The 23077-nt window shown below is 46.9% G+C and carries 22 protein-coding genes and 1 other RNA gene (1 of these 23 cut by a window edge); 11 read left to right on the top strand and 12 right to left on the bottom strand.

Translation table 11 applies throughout. The features are described 5' to 3' along the window. Window positions 1-28: 28 nt before the first annotated feature. The 4 genes from rny to RQM65_RS14860 form a co-directional block, all read right to left on the bottom strand. Window positions 29-1600 (bottom strand): ribonuclease Y, encoded by a 1572-nt coding sequence (rny, locus tag RQM65_RS14875; protein ID WP_314016207.1) that lies wholly within the window; start codon window positions 1598-1600, stop codon window positions 29-31. A gap of 86 nt (window positions 1601-1686) precedes the next feature. Continuing rightward, window positions 1687-1796, bottom strand: a non-coding RNA gene (gene ssrS / locus RQM65_RS14870) — 6S RNA. A 75-nt stretch (window positions 1797-1871) separates the two neighbouring features. Further along, window positions 1872-2168 (bottom strand): cell division protein ZapA, encoded by a 297-nt coding sequence (locus RQM65_RS14865; RefSeq protein ID WP_314016206.1) that lies wholly within the window; start codon window positions 2166-2168, stop codon window positions 1872-1874. A gap of 22 nt (window positions 2169-2190) precedes the next feature. Further along, entirely contained in the window at window positions 2191-2481 is a 291-nt protein-coding gene (locus tag RQM65_RS14860; RefSeq protein ID WP_314016205.1) for a hypothetical protein, read from the bottom strand. A 461-nt stretch (window positions 2482-2942) separates the two neighbouring features. Between RQM65_RS14860 and RQM65_RS14855 the strand changes: the two genes are divergently transcribed. Continuing rightward, a complete protein-coding gene (locus RQM65_RS14855) occupies window positions 2943-4634 on the top strand; it encodes a M23 family metallopeptidase (RefSeq protein ID WP_314016204.1) in 1692 nt (563 codons plus the stop codon). A gap of 20 nt (window positions 4635-4654) precedes the next feature. Continuing rightward, window positions 4655-5317, top strand: a complete 663-nt coding sequence (locus tag RQM65_RS14850) for a hypothetical protein (protein WP_314016203.1) — start codon at window positions 4655-4657, stop codon at window positions 5315-5317. 22 nt (window positions 5318-5339) lie between these two features. On the opposite strand, the gene RQM65_RS14845 is transcribed toward RQM65_RS14850, so the two are convergent. Then, entirely contained in the window at window positions 5340-6488 is a 1149-nt protein-coding gene (locus RQM65_RS14845; protein ID WP_314016202.1) for a cysteine desulfurase family protein, read from the bottom strand. Window positions 6489-6588: 100 nt separating this feature from the next. Here RQM65_RS14845 and RQM65_RS14840 point away from each other — a divergent pair, with 100 nt between their 5' ends. Beyond that, window positions 6589-7602 (top strand): hypothetical protein, encoded by a 1014-nt coding sequence (locus RQM65_RS14840; RefSeq protein ID WP_314016201.1) that lies wholly within the window; start codon window positions 6589-6591, stop codon window positions 7600-7602. Window positions 7603-7619: 17 nt separating this feature from the next. Here RQM65_RS14840 and RQM65_RS14835 read toward each other — a convergent pair whose 3' ends face one another. Continuing rightward, window positions 7620-8168, bottom strand: coding sequence for a DUF8465 domain-containing protein (locus RQM65_RS14835; protein WP_314016200.1), 549 nt, complete (start codon window positions 8166-8168; stop codon window positions 7620-7622). Between the two features lie 63 nt (window positions 8169-8231). Between RQM65_RS14835 and RQM65_RS14830 the strand changes: the two genes are divergently transcribed. The 3 genes from RQM65_RS14830 to RQM65_RS14820 are packed head-to-tail and all read left to right on the top strand — an operon-like array spanning window position 8232 to window position 9208. After that, window positions 8232-8531, top strand: a complete 300-nt coding sequence (locus tag RQM65_RS14830) for a DUF2752 domain-containing protein (protein ID WP_314016199.1) — start codon at window positions 8232-8234, stop codon at window positions 8529-8531. Window positions 8532-8548: 17 nt separating this feature from the next. Next, window positions 8549-8881: a CCC motif membrane protein gene (locus RQM65_RS14825; protein ID WP_314016198.1), complete on the top strand. Its 333-nt coding sequence runs from the start codon at window positions 8549-8551 to the stop codon at window positions 8879-8881. A 3-nt stretch (window positions 8882-8884) separates the two neighbouring features. Then, on the top strand, window positions 8885-9208 hold the full coding sequence (locus RQM65_RS14820) for a CCC motif membrane protein (RefSeq protein WP_314016197.1): 324 nt from the start codon (window positions 8885-8887) through the stop codon (window positions 9206-9208). 371 nt (window positions 9209-9579) lie between these two features. Here the strand turns inward: RQM65_RS14820 and rocD are convergent, their stop codons facing one another. Further along, entirely contained in the window at window positions 9580-10860 is a 1281-nt protein-coding gene (rocD, locus tag RQM65_RS14815) for an ornithine--oxo-acid transaminase (RefSeq protein WP_314016196.1), read from the bottom strand. A gap of 639 nt (window positions 10861-11499) precedes the next feature. Between rocD and rlmD the strand changes: the two genes are divergently transcribed. The 3 genes from rlmD to RQM65_RS14800 are packed head-to-tail and all read left to right on the top strand — an operon-like array spanning window position 11500 to window position 14315. After that, entirely contained in the window at window positions 11500-12930 is a 1431-nt protein-coding gene (gene rlmD, locus RQM65_RS14810; RefSeq protein ID WP_314016195.1) for a 23S rRNA (uracil(1939)-C(5))-methyltransferase RlmD, read from the top strand. Next, on the top strand, window positions 12917-13405 hold the full coding sequence (locus tag RQM65_RS14805; protein ID WP_314016194.1) for a DUF6452 family protein: 489 nt from the start codon (window positions 12917-12919) through the stop codon (window positions 13403-13405). The genes rlmD and RQM65_RS14805 overlap by 14 nt, the downstream gene beginning before the upstream one ends. Beyond that, window positions 13386-14315 (top strand): DUF6048 family protein, encoded by a 930-nt coding sequence (locus tag RQM65_RS14800; RefSeq protein ID WP_314016193.1) that lies wholly within the window; start codon window positions 13386-13388, stop codon window positions 14313-14315. Before RQM65_RS14805 ends, RQM65_RS14800 begins: the two co-directional genes overlap by 20 nt. Window positions 14316-14498: 183 nt before the next feature. On the opposite strand, the gene RQM65_RS14795 is transcribed toward RQM65_RS14800, so the two are convergent. Then, window positions 14499-15656 carry a THUMP domain-containing class I SAM-dependent RNA methyltransferase gene (locus RQM65_RS14795; protein ID WP_314016192.1) on the bottom strand — a complete coding sequence of 386 codons (1158 nt, stop codon included), beginning with the start codon at window positions 15654-15656 and terminating at the stop codon, window positions 14499-14501. A gap of 285 nt (window positions 15657-15941) precedes the next feature. On the opposite strand from RQM65_RS14795, the gene RQM65_RS14790 reads away from it, so the two are divergent. Next, on the top strand, window positions 15942-16613 hold the full coding sequence (locus tag RQM65_RS14790; protein ID WP_314016191.1) for a ZIP family metal transporter: 672 nt from the start codon (window positions 15942-15944) through the stop codon (window positions 16611-16613). 97 nt (window positions 16614-16710) lie between these two features. On the opposite strand, the gene RQM65_RS14785 is transcribed toward RQM65_RS14790, so the two are convergent. The 3 genes from RQM65_RS14785 to RQM65_RS14775 form a co-directional block, all read right to left on the bottom strand. Beyond that, window positions 16711-18021: a putative oxidoreductase C-terminal domain-containing protein gene (locus tag RQM65_RS14785; protein ID WP_314016190.1), complete on the bottom strand. Its 1311-nt coding sequence runs from the start codon at window positions 18019-18021 to the stop codon at window positions 16711-16713. A gap of 291 nt (window positions 18022-18312) precedes the next feature. After that, on the bottom strand, window positions 18313-19689 hold the full coding sequence (locus RQM65_RS14780) for a Gfo/Idh/MocA family oxidoreductase (RefSeq protein WP_314016189.1): 1377 nt from the start codon (window positions 19687-19689) through the stop codon (window positions 18313-18315). 62 nt (window positions 19690-19751) lie between these two features. After that, a complete protein-coding gene (locus RQM65_RS14775; RefSeq protein WP_314016188.1) occupies window positions 19752-20975 on the bottom strand; it encodes a DUF6807 domain-containing protein in 1224 nt (407 codons plus the stop codon). A 94-nt stretch (window positions 20976-21069) separates the two neighbouring features. Here RQM65_RS14775 and RQM65_RS14770 point away from each other — a divergent pair, with 94 nt between their 5' ends. Further along, window positions 21070-21993, top strand: a complete 924-nt coding sequence (locus tag RQM65_RS14770) for a ThuA domain-containing protein (protein ID WP_314016187.1) — start codon at window positions 21070-21072, stop codon at window positions 21991-21993. Window positions 21994-22036: 43 nt separating this feature from the next. On the opposite strand, the gene RQM65_RS14765 is transcribed toward RQM65_RS14770, so the two are convergent. Beyond that, a protein-coding gene (locus RQM65_RS14765; protein ID WP_314016186.1) for a DUF7133 domain-containing protein crosses the window boundary here: on the bottom strand, window positions 22037-23077 show its 3' end. Its footprint extends 1197 nt past the window's final position; the window shows 1041 of its 2238 coding nt (coding positions 1198-2238); its start codon lies off the right edge, out of view; its stop codon occupies window positions 22037-22039.

Here is a 23077-nt window from a genome sequence, read left to right as displayed (position 1 = left end):
CAAAGTTGGCCAATAGCGTTATATGTATTTATTTTGCGACGTTCACCGCCCGTGTCTCCCGGATGACCGTAATCTTCACTTGTCCTGGGTAGGTCATATCGGTCTGTATTTTCTGTGATATCTCGAACGAAAGGGCAGCGGCCTTTTCATCGCTTACCTTTTCACTTTCGACGATGACCCGAAGTTCCCTACCCGCCTGGATCGCATAGGCTTTTTGAACCCCACCGAAACCGATGGCGATATCTTCAAGGTCTTTGAGACGCTGAATGTACGAGTCCAACACTTGCCTCCGGGCTCCTGGCCGTGCGCCGCTGATAGCGTCACATACCTGTACGATAGGTGAAATCAAGGTGTTCATCTCTATTTCATCGTGGTGGGCGCCAATAGCATTGCACACATCAGGTTTTTCCCCGTATTTTTCGGCCCAATGCATTCCTAAAATGGCATGTGGGGTTTCAATTTCGGCCTCGGTATTCGGTACTTTTCCAATATCGTGCAAAAGTCCCGCTCGCTTGGCAAGCTTGGGGTTCAGTCCTAATTCCGCGGCCATAACCCCACAAAGCTTGGCGACTTCGCTGGAGTGCTGTAGTAAATTCTGTCCATAAGAAGAACGATATTTCATTCGCCCCACCGCCCTGACCAGTTCCGGATGTAGCCCGTGAATACCCAAATCGATTATTGTACGCTTTCCGACCTCGACAATTTCCTGCTCAATTTGCTTCTCGGTCTTTTTAACGACTTCTTCGATGCGAGCCGGGTGTATTCTACCATCGGTAACGAGTTTGTGCAGCGACAAACGTGCAATTTCCCTTCGAACGGAATCGAAACATGAAAGAATGATGGCGTCGGGCGTGTCATCGACGATAATTTCGACCCCGGTTGAAGATTCCAACGCCCTGATATTCCTACCTTCCCTACCTATTATCCTTCCCTTTACATCATCCGATTCCAGATTGAAGACCGAAACACAGTTTTCAATGGCCTCTTCGGTACCGATACGCTGTATCGTATTGATTATGATTTTCTTTGCCTCTTGTTCCGCAGTCAATTTGGCATCTTCGATAGCGGTCTGCCTGTAGGCCATCGCATCGCTCTTGGCGGTTTCCTTGAGGGATTCCAACAACTGGCTTTTGGCCTCATCGGCGGAAAGACCTGAAATAACCTCCAATTGCTGCACCTGTTTTGAACGAAGCTTATCGAGCTCGGACTGCTTTCTTTCAAGGATTTCCTCTTTATGCGAGAGATCCTGCATTTTGGAATCCAGTTGTTTGTTCAGTTTTGTTTTTTTTGCGAGTTCACTGCTTATTTGCGATTCCTTATCGCGGGTACGTTTAAGGGCGTCGTTTATTTTTTTATCCTTATTGAGAATTACTTTTTCGTGCTCAGCCTTAAGCTCCAAGAACTTTTCCTTGGCCTGAATAATTTTATCCTTTTTAAGGCTTTCCCCTTCCGCTTGTGCGTTTTTGAGGATAGAATCGGCTTCTTTTTTGGCGTTGGCCGTAGTTTTGGTCGCCTTTCCTTTCTCCATAAATTTCGCAATCGCGAAACCAATGGCGAGACCTATGATCCCTATTATTATCAGTATTGCAATATTCTCCATATAGTAGAATTTAACCGCCCGCTCCTGTGTTCGGACGGGCATTAATGAAAAAGCATAAAAAAGCCCATATTGGAGCAGTTTTGATCGAACTCCTGTAAACAGGTTTAGGGCTAACAGACTGATCAAGGATCCCTATACAAGTAGGGCTTGCTTTTACAGCCTAAACTCACCCTTTTCAAAAATATAAGTGTTGAGTTCGTCAAAAGGTAATACCAATATGGGCAGTAACCAATGCTATTTTAAAGAACGTGGAGTCCAATTAAAGGACGATTTATTTAGTACCAAGCTTTTCGGTCACCAATCGGTCCAAGGCCTGTAGCCGCTGAACCGCTTCTTGGGAACCTTGTGATTGATCGATGCCGCGCTGTTCGATTTTAGAGGCAAACTGCAAGGCGCACATGGCCAGCACATCTTGCTTATCCCTAACCGCATAGCTCTGTTCGAACTTTTTCGCCAATTGCTCGATATTCTTTGCTGCTTTCCGCAATCCCTCCTCTTGGGCGGGATCTATGGTCAGGGGATATACCCTATCGGCGATAGAAAGCTTGATCTTGAGCTTTTCCGACATCTTTGTTATAATCCTTACGCCATCATTCCGCAAGTTGGGCGATACAATAATCCAACTCTCGGATCAATGAATTTATTTTAAGCTTAGCTTCAGTTTTTTCCGTATTACTGCCAAGCATCGTGTTTGCCAATCGAAGCGAATTGTAACGCTCTTCCCAAACCGAGATCGAGTTTGTAACCTCTGCCCGATCTTTTTTTAGCTGGTCGAGTTCGCGTTCCAATTTTGTGTTAGACTGCTGTAAAAGTTCCAACTTATGCAGCAATTTGCTGATTTTGTTCTCTAAAGAATCAACTGTTCCGACCAATTCGCCCATAAATCAAACACAATGCATATGACACAAAGTTAACACACCTGAACCTACTTGGCAATACTTTTTTCAATTATTGTTGAACCAACGGGCCTACGGCCGTTTTCAAGTGCATGTTTTGTGGGTAATAGACCGTTCATCAAGGAAGAAATGAAGCCTAGCATGGTTTTTTAGGCGGACCCGTAATCGACTACTGATAAAATACGGTCGGTAGGCTTAAGACGATTTTTGGAATTACATCCTCTTATTCCATACTTTACTATCAAAAATAACGTTGACATCTAGTAGAATGCCGACATATTTACTACTTGCATTTGTAGGATTTCAAACTGATTAGCTAATTTCGTATCTTCTTTTGAGAAATTCCGTGTAAATCCTGAAAAAGAACATCCAACCTAAGCCAATCAAAATGTCCATTGCGATATATCGGTCGTTAGCTGCGATGCCATAAAATGAAACTAACCCCCATGAACAAACGATTTTTCGTGCTATTGCTATGCGTTACAACGAGTATTTTCGCACAGACGAACTACCCCCAAGACGCCTTTCGATCGCCCGTTGATATTCCCCTTATCCTTGCCGGCACTTTCGGGGAGCTTCGAACGAACCACTTTCACTCCGGTATCGATATCAAAACGAAGCAGCGCGAGGGACTCCCTATTTATGCCATTGCCGATGGGAGTATTACCCGAATCAAAATTGCGCATTGGGGCTACGGTAAAGTGCTCTATATTACCCATGATAACGGCTATACCTCAGTTTATGGACATCTACAAAAATTCGCCCCGGATATCGAGGCCTACATTAAAAAAATACAATATCAAAAGCAATCGTACGAAGTACAGGTGTTTCCCGACTACGGCGAAGTAAAGGTTCAAAAGGGGCAGGTAATAGCCTACGGTGGAAATACCGGAAGTTCTTCGGGCCCACACCTTCACTTCGAGATTCGCAGCAGTATTTCCGAAAAACCGACCAATCCATTGCTCTACGGCTTCGACGTCAGGGATGCCACCAATCCTATATTGAACAAGCTCTATGCGTATCCCTTGACAAAAAACGCCAAAGTAAACCAAAGTCAAGACAAGGTAGATCTCGATTTCAAGAGACAGCCGGACGGTACATTTTTGGCCGAAAAAGTGTATGCCACGGGCACCATTGGCCTAGGCTTTATCGGATACGACCGACTAGACCTCGCCGCCAACAGAAACGGGGTCTATTCCGTACAGCAGACCGTCAACGGCAAGGTGTATACCGAATACGATTTTGAGACCTTTTCTTTCGCGGAAACCCGATACCTCAATACCTTGATCGATTACGATCACTACGGACGTTATCGCCAAAAAATCCAACAGCTCTTCAAAGTCCCTGGCAATCGACTGGACATTTACAAGACCCTATTTAATGAGGGCAAAATCGATATAGCCCCGGGGCTTAATTACAAGGTCGAGGTGCTGATCAAGGATATCAAAGGAAATGAAACGAAGGCCATAATACCCATTGAAGGTAGGGACGAACCGGTAAAAATCAATAGAGAAGAGGATAAGACAGCTAATTACGTCATCGCCAAAAGACCCAACAACTACGAACTGGGAGCTGCCACGGTGCATTTTCCGGCCAATACGTTCTACGACAGTTTCTACATTGACTTGGAAAGCCACGGCGATACGGTCAAGATACACAACAACCGGGTAGCCGCCCACCGCAACTTTACCATTGCCTTCGATGTAGCGGATTATTCCGAAGAAGATAGAAAACAGATGTTCATTGCCCGCTTGAACCATCGGTTAAATCCGCGGTACGTCTCTACCTACAAAAGAGGAACCACCTTTACCGCACGAACCAGAAACTTGGGCACGTATACCTTGGCCAAGGATAGCATTGCCCCTAAAGTCGCGCCGCGCAACTTCAAGGAAAAACAGTGGTTGAACAACTATCGCTACCTGAGCCTATGTGTCAGTGACGATCTAAGCGGTATCGACTCGTATTATGCCACTATAAACGGGGAATGGATCTTGATGGAATATGAACCGAAAACCAATACCCTAACCTACAATTTCGATGATATCATTTTGGACAAGAAGGAATGCAATTTAAAGTTGATCGTTACCGACAATGTTGGAAATTCAACTACCTTTACCAGTACATTTTTTAGAAAATGACCCATTTGTGCCGATTTGCCATGAAACGATTACTTTTCTTGCTGTGCTTGCTGAACCTTGCCTATTCCTTTTCGCAAAAGAACATTTACGAAAGCCGTAAGTTCGACGCACTTACCGATCCCCACGAGGTGCTGGCGATCATTCCTTTTCTCACTCATTTGGACCTGGAACACGAAATATCCGAGGATGAGTTGAAAGCCCGTGAAGAGGAGGAAGGTTATGCGGTACAAAATGCCCTCGAAACCTATTTTTCGCAACGGAAGAAAAAAAAGAAATTTTCGGTGGATTTTCAAAACGTCAAGAATACCAATGCCCTGCTGGCGCAACATGATATCGATTATGAAGATATCGATGTGCACACCGTTAAGGAACTGAGCAGGATTCTGGGGGTGGACGGTATTATCAGCGGCACCCTGGACCTCAACGTACTGCTTTCGGACGGAGTGGATACCAAATTCAATTTTATGGATTATTTTTTGGGAGATGCCGATTACGGACGCATCGGCGTAAAGATCAGTGACGGGAAGACGGGAAAACTACTTTGGAAATATGAAAAGGAAATCAATAAAAAGTCCGGAAAGAACACCGATGACCTCATCGACCGGATGATGAAACAGGCCGCACGAAAATTCCCCTATGACAGGGACAAGCGCAGGGACAGGAAGAAGGATTCCCTACCGTGATAGGGATGTACGCATCAGGGCTTTAATCGGCCACAAATTCCTTCAAGACCCCGACCACATAATCCAATTCTTCCTTTGTATTATACTTCGAGAACGAAAACCGGAGCGAAGGCTTTTTCAAGTCCTCTTCAGATAAGATTTCATTGAGCACGTGAGACCCGGAATCGCTGCCCGACTGGCAGGCGCTGCCTTTGGAACAGGCTATGCCCTTAATATCTAAATGAAAGAGAAGCATCAGCGCTTTTTGAGGATCAATGGGCAGACAGACATTGACCAAGGTGTAGGTGCTTTTATCCATGTTCCCGGAATTTCCGTTGAACTTCGCGGCAGGGATTTCTTTCTTTAGATTTTCTATAAAGTATTTTTTCAAATCCGCGACATAAGCGGTTTCTTCCTCAAGATTATCGTAGGATGCGCGAAAGGCAGCTTCCAACCCCACGATATTATGAAATGATTCGGTACCGGCCCGGAAGCCACGTTCTTGCGAACCGCCCAAAATCAATGGTTTTAGTCCCGTATTCTTCCGGATATAGGCAAACCCCACTCCCTTGGGCCCGTGGAACTTATGGGCGGCCGCGGTCATAAAATCCACCGGAACCTTATTTACGTCCCAGGGGTAATGTCCGATGGATTGAACGGTATCGGAGTGAAAGAGCGCATCATGGTCTTGACACAGCCGGCATACCATTTCGATATCGAGCATGTTACCAATCTCATTGCTTACGTGCATAAGACTGACCAATTTTCGGCTGTCATCGCGCTTGAGCAATTCTTCAAGGTGCGAAAGTCTGGGATTCCCGAGCGAGTCCAAATCGACAAATTGCACCGCGATGCCAAATTCCTTTTCCAGGTCCTCAACGGTATGCAGTACGGCATGGTGCTCGATCTTGGAGGAGATAATGCTCTGCACTCCCAAATCACGAACGGCGGAACGTAGGATCATGTTATCGGCCTCGGTACCGCCCGAAGTAAAGATAATCTCCGAGGGATGTGCGTTCATATATTTGGCGATGGCCTTGCGGGCGCTTTCTATTGCAGTCTTGGCCGACCGACCGAAACTGTGGGTCGAGGATGGATTGCCATAATGGTTCGATAGCGCTTCCTGCATCTTATCGATGACAGTTGCCCTGACCCGGGTGGTAGCGGCATTATCTAGATAAACCTTTTCCATGTGTGATGGCTTTATTATAATCCTGCAAAATTACCGGAATTAACCGTACTTATCCATCGATGGCCCTAAAACTTTACATTATTTCATTTACTTTTGGGGGATGAAAAAAATGTTGCTTTTAGGTTTTCTGGTCGGATTTTTTTCCTGTGACGATGGCGACCTGCAAATTGAGGAAGTGGATTTCGACGAAGCACAAATTGAATCCTGTCCTGGTCTGGAAGATCCTACCCAGACCACTTTCTTCTTCAAGATCGAGGAAGACGAGGCGTTGCTCCTGAATTTGGCGGGAGGATTGATCCAGAACGAGACCTCCGCCCCTGGTACGCGTGCCAGTACGATACCCGAGCCTTCTAACCTCATCTATCGATTTTTCTCTGAAAATGTCACCTCCGCCTATTTCTGCGACGCGGTTCCGCCCTTGACCCCGACCGTGGTCAAGGAAAATCTGGCTACCGCAGGCGACATCAGTATCGATACCAGGGTAGATACGCTTACAGCTGATACCAAAAACTATAGCCACACAATTTCTATCAAGAACCTGGCACTGCTCAACGACCAAGGGGAGCAACTTACCGACCTGTCCACCATGGATTATGGCGATTTTATTACAAGGCCGAAGAATAGCGCGAAGCTCGACGTTCCCTTTTCTAATTATTCCGATCTCGATATTACGGAGTGTACCGCAGCCCCTGTGGCGGACAATACCCGCCTCTTCAAGATAATAAACGATGAATTTATCTCCCTCGATGTTGCGGCAGCGGACAGTTTATTCGTCAATGCAGCAACCGATAGCGTACCTCGGAACTTGGATCTGGAGAATAGGGAAATTTTCAAATATACTGTGTTTAATACTTTGATGGACAATGCCCTAGCCTGTTCCGCCAGCTTTGGCGAGGACATCAAAAGTTGGCATTTTGTATCCACCTCGGGTAGCTTGAACGTAGAGACCGTGGCCAGTGCCCCCGATGTGAACGGAAGTATCGCCTTCACCCACACCATTACTTTAGAGAACATGGTGCTGACCCTAAAGGGAGCGGGAGCGAATGGTAACGATGTCAGCATAGCGGCGATACCGCTCGTGGAATTCGGAACATACACCACGGTCCAGGAGTAGCTCGCCCCGATTTCAGCTCAAGCATTCCGATAGATATTGACTTCGGTAGCCCCGAGTCCATATTTTCGGTAATCCGCATCATAATATTTCACGTTTTCGTAGCGGCGGAACAGATAGTACAGTTCCTCTCTAAGAACCCCCTCCCCCACACCGTGGATGAATACCACCTTTTGAATGCGTTTTTTGATGGCGAACTCCAACTGGCGCTTCGCGGTATCGAGCTGTAGGTTCAACATTTCGTAATTGGACATGCCTTTCGTGCTCTTGGTCAATTGATTGATATGCAGGTCCACCTCCATTTTCGGGGCGTTGCGTTCTTTGGGCTTTCGGGTTGTCGGTTTTTGTTTCTTTGGAGCTTCCATTTCCGCCTTCACCTGCGCCACTTCATGATTACTGACCTTTATAACATTGGAAGGCAACATTTTTACCAGTTTTTTCGGTGGAAAACGCAACAAAAAGCCATCCTTGGTCTCGATGGTGATTCCATCCTTCGATGTACCTATCACTACACCCTCTACTATATCATCAAGCGCCTCTACCTTGTCCCCGATTCGAAAAACTGTCATCTTTTTGTTTTATTTCCCCAAAATTAATGGTAATTTTCGTGAAACAATTCTTAAAGTGATTCCATGCAACGGTTCAACTTAATGGTCCACGCAGAAGATTATATGCTTCCCTGCCTATCCAAGCAGTTTTTGGGCTTTGACTGCCCCGGCTGCGGCCTGCAGCGGTCGGTAATGTTTTTGCTGCAGGGAGATTTTGTGGCGGCCTTTAAGATGTACCCGGCCATTTACGCGATTCTGCTTTTATTCGGATTTTTACTCGCGGACCGTTTGGTAAGCCTAAGACACAGCAATAAAATCACCATTTTTCTAATGCTGGCAAGCCTCGCGTTGATCCTGGGCAACTACATCCTAAAATTTATCTAACTAAACCTAGTAGTATTATGGAACAACAAAAATTACCCAATGTTACGATAGCGATAGTACTCTCCATTATCGGATTTGTGTGCTGTTGTATCGCCGGTCTACCGGGCATAATTTTCGGGGGTATTGCCCTGTTTTTAATTTCCAAGGATGAAAAGCTGTATCGGCAACAGCCGGAGAACTTTACGAACTACAACCAGTTAAAAACGGCCAAGATCTTAGCATGGATAGCCTTTATTCTCGGGGTACTCTATTTGGCATGGAGCATATTCGGGTTCTATCAAGCAGGGGGCTGGGAGGGCTATATGCAGCAATCCCAAGAGCTCATGGAACAATGGGGCATTGAGGAATAAGCTATGGAAAACAGAAACCCAGTACCCCTGCCCGGCTCTAGTAACGCCCTGACCTTCGGTATTCTCTCGATCGTCCTGACCTTGACCTGCTGTGGCCCTTTCGGGGCGATTTTCAGCTTTCTCGGGTTGTCCAACGCCAAAACGGCGCAGAACGTCTTTTTGAAAAGTACCGGGCAATATACGGGTATCGAAAACGCCAAGACCGGCAAGATACTTTCTTACATCGGACTGGCAGTAGCGGGCATTTATCTGATCCTCGGCATCATCTATTTTGGGGTTATTGCCGCGATAGTTGCCAGTTCGATTTCCGAGGGAGGGGGATTTTAGGGAGTCAAGAGGCTAAACCGAGGATAATCTTGTCCATGATTGCGAACTTTAACAATTAATGTACTAACGTAGAAGTTTGTACGATTCCAGAGTGAATTATATACCATTAACTTTGTTTAATGATTGTAGGATAGGAACTCGAAGATTTTCGAGATGTCCGTTCGAGCCTTTCATCTACGCTTAAACTAAAGTAGAGAACTTTTCGGTCCGTCCAAATTAAGCCTCGACTATCTGCCAGTGCTGAGCTCAGCCTAGTATTCGACGAGACATGTTAAATTCAGATTGATTGATCAAGCGTTCCTTCGGACAATAATTTAATAATAAAATCCCCCGACTTCTGTTCGGAGGATTTTTGAATGCGGGCTGCATCCCTATTTCTTGAAGTTTGTCAAGGTATCCGTAATAATCGTGATACAGTCCATCAATTGTTCCTTTGCCATGGTCAAGGGCGGGGCAAAACGAATGATATTACCATGGGTAGGCTTGGCCAGAAGTCCATTTTCCTTTAATGCCATACAGATGTCCCATGCCGTGGTACTGTCTTCGGTGTCATTGATTAGAATGGCATTGAGCAAACCTTTTCCCCGTACTTTCGTCACGAGCTCACAGGTCGGGATAAAGGCGTTCATTTTTTCCCGAAAGATCTCGCCGAGCTCGAAGGCGTTTTGGGCAAGCTCTTCCTCCTTGATTACTTTTAGGGCCGCAATTCCGACTGCGGCCGCCACGGGATTGCCCCCGAAGGTACTGCCGTGGTTTCCCGGACGGATGACCTCCATGATAGCATCGTTCGCTAAAACGGCGGATACAGGAAATGCACCTCCCGACAAGGCCTTCCCCAAGACCAGAATGTCCGGTTTTACATCGGGCGTCCCGCTACAGTGTTTATCGGAACAATCGCAATTGCCGCAGGTAGCCAGCAAGCGTCCGGTCCGCCCTATGCCCGTCTGCACCTCATCTGCAATAAAAAGTACGTTGTGCTTTTCACAGAGCGCCTTAGCAGATTCCAGATAGCCCTCCGAGGGAACAAAAACCCCGGCTTCGCCCTGGATAGGTTCCACCAAGAAGCCCGCGATGTTCTTGTGTTGCTCCAAGGCTTCCTCCAAGGCCTTTAAGTTGTCATATTCTATTTTAAGGAAGCCTTCGGTATAGGGTCCGAAGTTTTTTCGTGCCACCGGGTCGTTGGAAAAAGAGATAATGGTGGTCGTGCGCCCGTGAAAATTATTGTTGCACACGATGATCTGGGCCTCGTTTTCGGGGATGCCCTTTTTCTCGTAGGCCCATTTCCGACAGATTTTCAAGGCGGTCTCAACCGCTTCGGCTCCCGTGTTCATGGGTAGCAACTTATCAAAGTGGAAGGTTTCGGCAGCGTATTTCTCGAACTGTCCGAGTTTATCGTTATAAAAAGCCCTTGAGGTCAGGGTCAGGGTGCGGGCCTGTTCCGTCATCGCACCCACGATTTTGGGATGACAATGTCCCTGGTTCACCGCCGAATAGGCGGACAGGAAATCGTAGTACTTTTTACCTTCCGCGTCCCAGACATGTACGCCCTCCCCCCGATTCAATACCACGGGCAGAGGATGGTAATTATGTGCCCCATACTTGTTTTCCAAGACTATCGCATCCTCGGAAGTGATCTTTTCTAAAATTGACATGATAAAATTACTTTGCGAGACCCTCTCGAAATCTACCATATGGATTTCAAACGGGTCTCCGTCCGACTTCAGTAATTCCTGCTGTACCTTTATCCTTTCGAAGTTTCGAAAATTCAGCGTAGGAGAGAAATCATCCTTGCAGTGTCACAAAAATACGGAAAAAGGATCGGAAGACCGATGACGGAGGACGGAAGTCGGGTGACGGAGGGATTGACGGAAGACGGGAAATCGATGACTGAAGAAGTGACGAAAGGATGAATGACGGAAGGAAGAAGAACGGAGAGGATGATGGTCCGTGACTCGTGGGGAGCGGTGGTGACGGGTGACCGATGACTGATGACCGAAGACGGGAAAAAAATGAAGATGAAAAGATAAATGACGGAATTAAGGAAGGACCGAGGAAAAAAAAGACGGTTGACCGATGACCGAAGACGGATTAAAACATGATAATGGAAAGATGAATGACGGAATAGGGAAGTACTAAGGGCGGGGATGATAGTTCGTCACTTGTGGTGGGCGGTGGAGATGGGTGACGAGGGATGGGAGAAAGAACGGACGATGGGTGATAAGTGGGGTGTGATAGCATGTTGAGACTAAATCCGGACTTGAACTTGAATTTTCTTTCCTTACTTTTGCGCCATGCGAAAGAAGAAGCGACGACAGGTATTCGAGAATGTAGAGGTCATCGATGCGGGGGCCAAGGGAAAAACGGTAGGAAAGGCACCGGACGGACGTGTAATTTTCCTCACCAACACCGTGCCGGGCGATGTAGTCGACGTACAGACGACCAAAAAAAGGAAGGCCTATTTCGAGGGCGTCGCCACCCATTTTCACTCCCTTTCCCAAAAGCGTGTGGAACCGGAATGCCAGCACTTCGGGGTATGTGGAGGCTGTAAATGGCAAGATATGGGCTATGAACACCAGCTGTTCTACAAGCAAAAAGAGGTGGAAAACAACCTGAGACGCATCGGACACTTGGAGCTTCCCGAAATTTCGCCCATCATCGGTTCCGAAAAACAATATTTCTACCGCAATAAAATGGAATTCTCCTTTTCGGATAGCCGGTGGCTGACCTTGGACGAGATACGATCCAGCGAGGAGATTACGGACAAAGATGCCCTGGGTTTCCACATTCCGGGAATGTGGGATAAAATATTGGATATCAAAAAGTGCCACCTGCAGGAAGACCCATCCAATGCCATCCGCTTGGAAACGAGGAATTTTGCCATTAACAACGAACTTTCCTTTTTCAATCCCAGGCACCAACGCGGCCTGTTGCGTACCTTGATGATCCGTACGGCATCCACCGGAGAAATTATGGTGCTCGTCCAATTTTTTGAGGATGATGCGACGAAACGGGACCTCTTGCTAAATCATATACGGGATACATTCCCTGAAATCACATCCTTATTATATGTGGTCAACTCAAAGGGAAATGATACCATCTATGATCAAGAGGTTGTCTGCCATGGCGGTCGGGACCATATTTTTGAGGAAATGGAGGGACTCCGGTTTAAAATCACCGCCAAATCCTTTTATCAAACCAACTCCGATCAAGCCTACACGCTCTACAAGGTGGCCCGAGACTTTGCCGAACTGAACGGGGACGAACTCGTCTATGATCTTTATACCGGAACCGGCACCATAGCCCAATTCGTCGCCAAAAATGCAAAAAAAGTGGTCGGTATCGAATCGGTACCGGAAGCGATCGCCGATGCCAAAGCCAACGCCAAGAACAACGGTATCACCAATGCGGAATTTTTCGTCGGGGATATGAAAAACATTTTTAATGCGGACTTTATCCAAGCCAACGGGAGGCCCGATGTGCTCATCACAGATCCGCCGCGCGAAGGCATGCACAAGAACGTAGTACGGCAGATTTTGGACATTGCCCCAAAAAAAGTGGTCTATATGAGCTGTAATAGTGCGACCCAAGCGCGTGACCTGGAGCTAATGAAAGCGTTATATTCGGTCACTAAGGTGCAGCCCGTAGATATGTTTCCGCAGACCCACCATGTTGAAAATGTCGTACTTTTGGAAAGAAAAACCTCCTTAAATGCGCAAGCTTAGAATACCGCTTATCGTGCTGCTCGGCATCCTATCTTTTTCCGCCTGCGAAAAAGACGACATCTGTATCGATGCCGATACGCCCCGGTTGGTCATCCGGTTTATGGATGCCCTCGATACAACGCTATCCAAAGACGTGCAGAACTTGGTGGTGATCGGGGTCGGTGAGACGGGTCTTCGAGATACAATTCCAAACCTGACCTTGGACTCCATTGTGCTGCCCCTGCGCCCGGGCAAGTCGAGCACGACCTTTACGTTTTCGCGCCAGACCAGCATCACCGATATCAATATCGATACCCTTAGTTTTACCTATAATCCAAAAGAAGTATTCGCATCGAGGGCCTGTGGCTATGTTGTGCGTTACGATTCCCTACAGGCCGCCGTACAACAAGACGATAGCCTTTGGCTACAGCGGATTGCCGTAGATAGTAGCTTTATCGAAAATACAGCCTCTACCCATGTCAGAATATTTCATTAGTCTCTTTTTGGTCCTGATCACGGCGACCGGCTATTCCCAAGACCGGCCTATCGACCTCGATCCCAGTGACACCACAGCGTACAAAGAATCCTACGGATTGCGAGCGGGTGTTGACGTCAGCCGCATACTGGTTTCTTCGTTGAACGATGATTATACGGGCCTGGAAATCGTAGGGGATTATCGGTTGACCCAAAAACTCTATTTTGCCGCCGAACTCGGCAACGAAAAGAAGACCATAGGGGTCGGGCTGGGAAAAGAGGTGGAAAGCGCCGAAGGCGAACTATACAACTTTACGGCTTCGGGCAGCTATATCAAGGCCGGCATCGATTATAATACCTACGGCAACTGGTACGGGGAACAGAACATGATATTCATTGGTGGCCGCCTGGCCTACAGTAACTTCAGCCAGACGGTCAACGACTATAAAATCTTCGATACGGACCGGTACTGGAATCCCGATGATTTTGCGTTCGGTTCGCAGCAAGAACTGGAATTTAACGGCCTTTCAGCGGCCTGGCTTGAATTTGTGGTGGGATTTAAGGCCGAAATAGTCAAAAACCTATATTTCGGAGGAAGCGTACGCCTGGCGTATCTGGTACAGCCATTGACCAAAGACCCCGATAATTTTCAGAACCAGTTTATTCCAGGCTTTAATAAGGTCACCGAAGGCAGTAATTTTGGGGTCGGATATAACTATTCGATTACCTATCTGATTCCTTTCTACAAAAAAGCCAGTGTACCAAAAAGAATAGGGACCGGGGAAATCATAACTCCCGCCCAAACGATTCCCGCGGAGGTAGATCCCGCCGAAGAGGATTCCGGCGATGAGATGCCCTTTGAAGATATCCCAACAGATGAAATTCCCGCTGCTGATGGCCCTTCCGACAACGACCCGATCAATAATTTTTAGCGCCAGCGACCTGCCAATTGACAATGGTTTGACCCGAGCAATCAATCCTCTTTAATTGAGACCCAATTAGCATTTTTCCATGACCAAAGCTAGATTGAAACGGAAGGAATACCGAATCTCCACTTTATCGACAGGAGAAAATCGTCCAACCGCAAAAGATGAATTTTCGTCCTAAATCCAGCGTCAATCCCGGTGCTTGGCCTTCTTGCTACCTTCGTACATCACGTACTTCACCAACCGGGATTCCAAATGGCTATTATAGACCTTTATTCTTCGGGAAGTACACAGTCCCACGTACTTCAAGGCCTCCAAATTTGAAGTGATAAACCAGGCTTCCGTACCGGGGTAGTTTTGTTTTAGCGTATCGCCGATGGCCGCGTAGAACTCCTCCATATCCAAATTGAGCCTTTCCCCGTAAGGCGGATTGAAAACCATGTGCAGCTTGTTCTCGGTAAACTTTTCGGTATTGAAAAAGTTTTTGCGTTCTATGCTAATGTATTCGGACAGGTTGGCATTTTCGATATTATCTTGCGCCTTGCGCACTGCGGAAGGTGCCTTATCGTATCCCACGATTTTATGGTGGAATTCCCGTGCCTTGTTCAGACTGACCTCGACAATCTTATCGTAAAGATCTTGATCGAAATCATGCCATTTCTCAAAGGCAAACCCCTTTCGGTTGATATTCGCGGGAATGTTACATGCAATCATCGCTGCTTCGGTCAAAATAGTTCCGCTCCCACACATAGGGTCCAAAAAATCACATTGCCCGTCCCAACCGCTGAACAATAGCAGTCCCGCTGCCAGTACCTCGTTGATCGGGGCAATGTTGGTGGCGGTTCGATATCCGCGATGGTGTAGCGATCTTCCCGAACTATCCAAGGAAACCGTACACAGCTGCTTGTTGATATGGACGTTGATCCGCACGTCCGGTGATTTTACGTCCACGTCGGGGCGGCTGCCATCCATCTCCCTAAATTTATCGACGATGGCATCCTTGACCTTTTGGGATACGTAAAGCGAGTGGGTGAAATTATCGGAGTTTACCGTAGCATCGATTGCAAACGTCGTATCGATGGAAAGCAATTCCGACCAATCCATCGTATATATTTTTTTATAGAGTTCATCCTCGTTGCGGACCGAAAAGGAATGGATGGGCTTAATGATCTTGATTGCGGTACGCAGACAGAGATTGGCCTTGTACATAAATCCGGTATCACCTTCGAAAGTGACACTTCGGATTCCCTCTGTTACGTTCGCACAGCCCAGATTTCGGATTTCCTTGGCCAAGATTTCCTCAAAGCCGAACATCGTCTTGGCGACCATCTTAAAATTATTATTCATAAGCTGTTTTAGAGACTGTTTTAAATTATGTCAATTATTTCTTTAGGGCCCTTTTTGCGCATTTCTTCATTAAAATTTTTGACCATAGCTACGGCTATGCTAAAAAATTTTGCCTAAAACTGCATCAAAAATAGCTCATAAAAATTCTAATCACACATTTCAAAACAGTCTCTTAGGATTTTGTCAAAAATAAGGTAAATTAGCCCCATTGGGGAAAATTCCGAATCACAAATCCCAATTTCCGGAGGGAAGCATCGGACCAACGGGACAAAACTGCTCGCACCTATGAACTATTTACTCCTCATTTTAGCCGTTCTGCTCAGTTTTGCCTTCGTATTCATTGTCAAACCGAAGAACAAGAACCATTTCAAGCTGCTATTGGCCTTTAGTGGCGCTTTTTTACTGTCTTTGACCGTTTTTGAGCTATTGCCCGAAGTCTATGAAAAAGCGGATGCCAAGACCGTTGGGGTCTTTGTCATGCTCGGCATATTGCTGCAGGTTTTTTTGGAATTCTTCTCAAAGGGGGCCGAGCACGGTCACGTACATATCGATAAAGCAAAGACCGATTTTCCGATTCTTTTGTTCGTTAGCTTATGTATCCACTCCCTTTTAGAGGGATTTCCGATAGAAAGGCACAATAGGATTCTCTACGCCGTACTGATCCATAAAATACCTATTGCCCTCATCCTGAGTATATTTCTGTTGAATTCGAAAATAAAATTCGGACAAGCCCTTTTATTCGTGGTTGCGTTCTCTTTGATGACTCCGCTCGGAAGTTATATCGCCTCACATTCGAATTTTGTAGAAATATACTATGTGCCTATTACCGCTTTGGTCATCGGAGTGTTTCTTCACATTTCCACGATTATACTCTTTGAGAGCTCAGAAGGCCATCAATTCAATCTGGGGAAAATAGCCGTGATTATCCTAGGAATCGGAATGGCCTATCTTTTATAGCGAATTCTCCATTGATCCGTAACCCTCGAATAAACATGAGCTTTAACGAACGGTACCCCCAAAATTTATAACCTCATAAACGTATAAACCCATAATCTCATAAACTATCTTTAGCCATTTTATAGGCCTCGATGGTCGTATAATATTTGCCGATCATGTTCGGCACCTCCCAAGAAGGAAGTTCTTTGGTCTCCAAATAGTCGAGATAATTTTCTGTGACTTGCGCAAAATGAGCCTCGTGGCCCACCTTGAATTTTTCGGGGATAATGATTTTATATCGCCGGTCGGACACCTTTTCCATGGTCGTACCCGGAAACTCCTTGGATATCCGGTTTTCCAGCGCCCCCTGTAGGGATGCCTCCCAATCAGCATTGTCCTTGGCTTCGATATAAAGCACCGGTTTGAAATCCTCTTCCGCCCCCTGTTCGATGACCAGGTCGCTACGGGTGCCCCGCATAATGCTGTAGTGTGTATCGCCGGTACCTTCAGGGGCGCGGTAATTCCAGGTTACCGATACTTTGGCATGATGCCCGTTGATGGTATAGTCCATCACACCGTTGCAATACACGTGTAGGTTTCCATCGACGACATCCTTTTCTAGATAGTCCGGAAATTCCGAAAAGCCGGTCACATTTTCGAACTCTTCCGAAGTGAGTACCGTGGGCCAGCGTTTGGCCCGGAGCATATCGATATTGGCCGTGTCGATAACCTCCTCGGGAAAAGCTTCCCATTGTATGAGATCGACCAGGTGCGTAGTGACGTCCACTATGCCCTCGCCCTCTTCGTTGATATCGAAAAACCAAGGGGGACGCACCAACGGATTTCCTGAGACATATTTAAAAAAATGGTGCACGCTTTCCTTACTGATGGCGGGACGCTCCACACTGCCCTCTACCAGCTCTCCAAAAATATCGGGCAGGGTCGAAAACAATTTCTGTAAACCTGTCGTAGCCTCAAAACGCTCTGTCATGATATCGTAGATCAAGACCCCTTTTTCATCGGAGATCCGAAAGGCCTCCTTTAGTTTTACAAAGCCATCGGGATTGATGACCAAGGGTTTGTCCGCATAAACGTTCAAGCCCGCTTTGACCGCCGCCAATACGTAGTCGATCTTCTTGGAGTTCTTCCCGGCCACGACCATCACGTTTCCCGGTTTTTGCATAATCATCTTTTCGGCAAAGTCCTCGCCCAAATAGGTTTCAAGGTTCCAATCGGTAGGAGCTGTATCTCGCGTATTGTACTGTTCGATCTTGTTTAAAAAATCCTTCACCTCGGGACCTTCGGGCGCAAAGACATAGATGGTGGAATCGACCTGCGGATACATGGTTTTGTGGACCAAAGCGGCGTGAAAATGGCCGGGATCTAGTGTCATCAGCTGTACTTCGGACGAAGTGGGTTTACTTGTCATGTTTTCCGACTGCTTTTGGTCCCCGCACGATAGGCAGAGGAGCATGACAAATAAGAGAAGATTATGTTTCATTTAAAAAATTGAAATTATTCAAGATTTTTACTGTACGGGGTTTTTACTGTTATGGCCCAGCCCTATTCCGTATCTTCCCAGTTCGAAAGTTTCCGTGTGCGATACTTTTACCTGGTCAAGACTTTTCTGTTCAAAATTTATCTCGGTCGAGCAGGTCCGTATCCGATTTACTCGGTCGCAACACGTTTATTCCATTTACGGAAATCACGTACTTTCATACTACACTTTTACGTAATCGGTACCATAAGGTTTTCTTTGATCTCGGTGCAGCAACGCGTTCGCCTCGTCATCATTAACGAACATTTCCTTATCGGGATCCCATTCGAACCGACGGGGGAACTGCATGGCGATATCACTGATCAGGCAGATGACGCAGGCCTTATGTCCCTTTTCTATGGGCGATATCGGAGCCTTTCGCGTTTTTATACATTCCAGCCAGTTACCGTGCTGGTCATCGATTTTATAAAGGTGGGTCTCGTTTTCGCCTATAACGGAATCCAAGATTTTGGGATCGGACGCATTTAAAGCTTTGCTGCTTTTTTCATTATCCACCGGGTCGGTCGCGGAAGCCTGATAATCGCCGCGGGAGACAAAGATCCATCCGTCGTCGCCTATGTATTTGACTCCGTTCGGGTAGCCCCCGCTGGTGTAGACCGTCATGCCGTTCTCGTATTGATGTTTGACAAAGAAGTCGCCGTGAACGTTCCAGAGTCCAGATTTTGGAAATTCAGCCAAGGCCTCCACGGAAATCGGTCCCGTAAGCTCCGTGTCCATGCCCCAAGCTGCGGAGTCGTAATGGTGCTGGCCCCATCCGGTAATCATTCCCGCTCCATAATTGCGTATCCGCAGCCATCCCGGTCGGCTGTATCCCTCTTGGGGATGCACCCCAATTTCGGTGTAGGGCACTTCTGGCGTGGAACCCAGCCACATGTCGAAATCCAAGTTCGGGGGCACCGGCATAGGTTCGGCCTCGGGTCCGGCGGGGTCGCCTGGGAGTCCAATTTTTACGGTATGCACCTTCCCTATTCTACCGTTACGGACCAACTCGGCCGCACGGCGGAACTGGGCCATGGCCCGTTGCTGTGTTCCCACCTGAAGAATGACGCCCGTATTCTGGACTACGTCCCGCAGTTGTTGTCCTTCCCTGACCGTTAGGGAGGTCGGTTTTTGCAAGTAGATATCCTTCCCGGCCAGGGCAGCCTCCATGGCAGGCTGAGAATGCCAGTGATCCGGGGTACTGATAACGACCGCATCGATATCCTTATTGGTGAGCATATCCTTATAATCATCATAGATTTTAGTATCCATATAATTATCCTTGCCCGTCTTTTTTTTGTAGAAATCATCCACCAAACCCTTGGCATCCTCGGCGCGTTTGGAATCGACGTCCGACACGGCGACAAAGCGCGCCTCATCAAAACGGATCGTATCGTAAATGTCATGACTACGTGCGATTCGGCCGCAACCGATCTGACCGATGTTGATTTTGTTACTCGGCGCATCCTTGCCTAAAACGCTGGCGGGCACTATACTGGGAAATCCGACCATTGCGGCCGTGCCCATAGTCGTTCTATTGATGAATTTTCTTCGTTTCATATTCGTTTTGGTTTTTAATTTAGGACAGCTTCGATTTTGAGAGGATGGGCAAACTCCTGCCATTAGGCTTCCGCCTCATTTGCACTCAGTTCCCCATCGAATACGACCATTCTGTATTTTAGTTCATATTCTTTGTCCGGTTCTATTTGCCACTCTTTATGCCGGATGGGACAAAATTCGAAAAATAGATCCCCCCGCCCGCCGTTGGCATCGAGGGGCCATAACCGCATCGGTTCCGGATGTGCGCGATTTTGGGGATGACTCATGAACAGGATGCCACTTTCCCCGGTACCATCTGCCGATTCGCCACTGACGATGCACCATCGCGCGTTCGTACCATCGGCGGTGGCCCTATCGTTTCCCTCCGAAGTTAAAACCGAAACGTTGTCCGCCTTCCAACGTTCGGTAAAGCGCATTCCGATGCCGCCTCCGTAGCGATAAGCTTCAAACAGGATGCCCTCTTCCAAGGGAGAGCTGAAACTACTATTATAATCGAACATATAGCGGTCGTCGCGCTTCAGGTCCCATAAGATTACTTCGAGGTCTTCGTTCAATGCCGTTTGCGGTTCGTCTTGGGTCAATAGATCGATATGCTCTTGGGCGGCGTTAAAAGAGGCGAATACGTCGCCGGATTCGGTGCCGATGAATTCCTCGAACAAAACCGTTCCCTTGCCGTCTCCCAAGTTCCAGAAATCCACCTGCTGCCCATCGATTCGGGTATGCGTCCACGGCCCCCAAATACCGTAATGGTGATAATGGTCGGGGGGCTGAATCCGAGAGAGGGTATCCCCTTGGGGAGAAAGCACCGGATGAATATACCCCGATTTTTTATAAATGGAATCCACACCATCAGGGGGATAGTTCATTTCGTACCGATAAGAGAGCACCGGGGTTTGGGCAAGAGTCAACTGCAGACTCCCGTTTTCTTTATGCTCGGAGAGATACGTGTCCGTTTTTCTTGGCGGCACTCCGTTTTCGATACGGTATACCCTACTTTCAGTGTTATTTTCTTCCGAAGTCCGAACGAAAGATAAAGTGTTGCCGTTTGTACTAACCTGAAAGTCGATCGGAACCATTTCGCCACCGGCTTCCATGACCAAAGTGAGAGGTTCCCGAACGTTTACGCCTGCTTCCTTAACCCTATTTAGATTGATGGATACTGGTTGGGAAACGAGAGTCCCTTCCTTTTCTTCCAGTGTAAATCGAAAAGGGGAATTTCTATCCGAACAGGAAGAAATAACCATTAAAAAACAGCCCAAACCCAAAAAAAGAAATCTTAGTATCATAATACTGTCCGTTATTTGATAAATTTAACTAAAATTTCAAGACCTGATTTAAGAATTCGTCCTGTTCGATACACTAAGCCCAAAAATTACATACATGTTAAAAACATCCTTATTGTCCATTATGCTCCTGTGCTTCGGGGCAACCATTGCCCAGCACCTTGAACCCTTCGAGATTACGGACGAGTGGTTGTCAAAAATAGAACGTATTGCGCCAGCAGCGCCTAGGATCAAGGATGTCGACAAAAAGAAACTATTGGTGTTTTCCAAAGCTACGGGATTCGATCATTGGATCATTCCGCATAATAATGCCATGCTTAAGATTCTAGCGCGAAAATCGAAGGCTTTCGAGATTCATATCGGCTATGATATTGAAAACTTCGAGCCGGAAAGCCTTAAAAAGTATGACGCCGTTATTCTTAACAATTCCAATCCCAGTGGGCCCGATCGGGACCTGTTCGCGGACCTTTTAAAACAGAACACCACGTTATCGAGCAACGCAATATTGCAAAGGGCCGCGCAGTATGAGAAAAACCTGATGGATTATGTGGCGAAGGGTGGGGGCTTAATGATCCTACACGGGGCCATTACGGTGCAGAACAACTCAGAGGAATTCAGCAAAATGACCGGGGGTAGCTTTGATTACCATCCGAAGCAGCAGGAAATGCACGTAAAGGAAGTGGACTCTGATCACCCACTAGTTCAAGCATTTGCCGGAAATGGTTTTACCCATGTTGATGAGCCCTATTTTTTTAAGAACGCATATTTTGATTATAATTTCAGACCCTTGTTATATATTGAAGTAGATAAGCTAGAAGGTGTAAGGAAAGAACCCGAAAGTGATATCATCTATGTCTCCTGGATCAAAAAATATGGAAAAGGGAGGGTCTTCTATAGTTCACCTTCACACAATGCACAGAGTATGAGCCATCCGGAATTGCTTCAATTCTTTTTGGATGGGCTTCAATATGTGGTCGGGGACCTAGAGGTGGACGACAGTCCGATGAATATCAATAAATAGGACAAAGGGTGGGCGTGCTGGCGGCTTGGTGCTGAAAAAACAATCATTCCGAGTACCGCAGCAATTCCTTTTCGGTGTACTCCCCTCCGTTTTCCGGTTTTTGATTGCGTAATTCCTTTATCTTTTCGGGCTTTATCCAGTTCGGAGTTCTTGAAAATGCATTGGAAATATAGGTGGTTATATCTGAAATATCCCTGTCCGAAAGGTTGGGATTGCCATTGAGGCCGGGCATTGCCTGATTAAACTCATAGCGCTCCCCATTGACGTGGATCGGGCCTGAAAGTCCGTGAAGGATAATCAATCCCAATCGTTCGGGAGAGTTGGCCACCCAATCTGAATTCATTAAAGGCGGAGCAACCCCGTCGGCACCTTCCCCATTTATGCCGTGACAGACGGAACAGATTTGACGGTATAGTTTTGCTCCCTTGGTTCGGGTATCCATTGTGATAGCAGTCTCGGTGAAAATCGAATTAGGCTTGTCCTCTTTTTTCCGTTCAAGACTTTCCAGCATTCGTTTTTGCAGATCGCCTTCCTTAAAATCAGGGTTCTCTTCCCATCGGGTCAGCAACGCGTCTGAGGTTGCGCCCATTCCGCTTAATAAAGCTTCCCCTAGAATCCGATTTTCGTTGTATGTGTGGTAAAGCTTATCGATCAATGGCATAAACTTTTTTTCGGAAACGGTCGCCCAAGTGCCCAGCGTAGAGGCTAAATAGTAATCAAGAGAGCGGTCGCCTTGGTCAAGTATATCTTGAAAAATAGCTTGGGCAGCGGCGGAATATTGTTGGGACACAAAATCTTCCATGAGCACTATGGCATGTGCAACAACATCGGTAGAACCCTCTTTCGCTATGGTCTTTAACGTTTCAAAGGTCAAGGCGTCCCATCCCTTCAACGTATATAGAGCGTGAATCTGGGTTACCGGATGTTCTGTATCCAATGCCAACCTTTTTACATCGGACAAAGCTTCCCTACTTGTATCTTTGAAAATCAGATAATGTTGGGCACGGTCCCGAATCCAGCCATTTTTATGTCTCAACAATAGAGCGAGCTCAGGACCGTCGAGCTCTCCGAAATTCGGTGTTTT

Origin of the sequence: Pricia mediterranea (genome assembly GCF_032248455.1) — a bacterium.
In the GTDB taxonomy this organism is placed as follows: Bacteria; Bacteroidota; Bacteroidia; order Flavobacteriales; family Flavobacteriaceae; genus Pricia; species Pricia mediterranea.
Note: the sequence above shows the minus strand (reverse complement) of the source record. Positions and strands in the feature narration are given on the sequence as shown.

Bases quoted from the DNA above. Each gene is read 5' to 3' on its own strand.
- RQM65_RS14785 (WP_314016190.1), bottom strand. From the start codon at position 18,021: ATGACAAGTAAACCCACTTCGTCCGAAGTACAGCTGATGACACTAGAT.
- RQM65_RS14835 (WP_314016200.1), bottom strand. From the start codon at position 8,168: ATGACAGTTTTTCGAATCGGGGACAAGGTAGAGGCGCTTGATGATATA.
- RQM65_RS14805 (WP_314016194.1), top strand. From the start codon at position 12,917: ATGCGCAAGCTTAGAATACCGCTTATCGTGCTGCTCGGCATCCTATCT.
- rocD (WP_314016196.1), bottom strand. From the start codon at position 10,860: ATGTCAATTTTAGAAAAGATCACTTCCGAGGATGCGATAGTCTTGGAA.
- RQM65_RS14855 (WP_314016204.1), top strand. From the start codon at position 2,943: ATGAACAAACGATTTTTCGTGCTATTGCTATGCGTTACAACGAGTATT.
- RQM65_RS14865 (WP_314016206.1), bottom strand. From the start codon at position 2,168: ATGTCGGAAAAGCTCAAGATCAAGCTTTCTATCGCCGATAGGGTATAT.
- rlmD (WP_314016195.1), top strand. From the start codon at position 11,500: ATGCGAAAGAAGAAGCGACGACAGGTATTCGAGAATGTAGAGGTCATC.
- RQM65_RS14860 (WP_314016205.1), bottom strand. From the start codon at position 2,481: ATGGGCGAATTGGTCGGAACAGTTGATTCTTTAGAGAACAAAATCAGC.
- RQM65_RS14820 (WP_314016197.1), top strand. From the start codon at position 8,885: ATGGAAAACAGAAACCCAGTACCCCTGCCCGGCTCTAGTAACGCCCTG.
- RQM65_RS14800 (WP_314016193.1), top strand. From the start codon at position 13,386: ATGTCAGAATATTTCATTAGTCTCTTTTTGGTCCTGATCACGGCGACC.
- RQM65_RS14830 (WP_314016199.1), top strand. From the start codon at position 8,232: ATGCAACGGTTCAACTTAATGGTCCACGCAGAAGATTATATGCTTCCC.
- rny (WP_314016207.1), bottom strand. From the start codon at position 1,600: ATGGAGAATATTGCAATACTGATAATAATAGGGATCATAGGTCTCGCC.
- RQM65_RS14780 (WP_314016189.1), bottom strand. From the start codon at position 19,689: ATGAAACGAAGAAAATTCATCAATAGAACGACTATGGGCACGGCCGCA.
- RQM65_RS14770 (WP_314016187.1), top strand. From the start codon at position 21,070: ATGTTAAAAACATCCTTATTGTCCATTATGCTCCTGTGCTTCGGGGCA.
- RQM65_RS14845 (WP_314016202.1), bottom strand. From the start codon at position 6,488: ATGGAAAAGGTTTATCTAGATAATGCCGCTACCACCCGGGTCAGGGCA.
- RQM65_RS14795 (WP_314016192.1), bottom strand. From the start codon at position 15,656: ATGAATAATAATTTTAAGATGGTCGCCAAGACGATGTTCGGCTTTGAG.
- RQM65_RS14775 (WP_314016188.1), bottom strand. From the start codon at position 20,975: ATGATACTAAGATTTCTTTTTTTGGGTTTGGGCTGTTTTTTAATGGTT.
- RQM65_RS14825 (WP_314016198.1), top strand. From the start codon at position 8,549: ATGGAACAACAAAAATTACCCAATGTTACGATAGCGATAGTACTCTCC.
- RQM65_RS14840 (WP_314016201.1), top strand. From the start codon at position 6,589: ATGAAAAAAATGTTGCTTTTAGGTTTTCTGGTCGGATTTTTTTCCTGT.
- RQM65_RS14790 (WP_314016191.1), top strand. From the start codon at position 15,942: ATGAACTATTTACTCCTCATTTTAGCCGTTCTGCTCAGTTTTGCCTTC.
- RQM65_RS14850 (WP_314016203.1), top strand. From the start codon at position 4,655: ATGAAACGATTACTTTTCTTGCTGTGCTTGCTGAACCTTGCCTATTCC.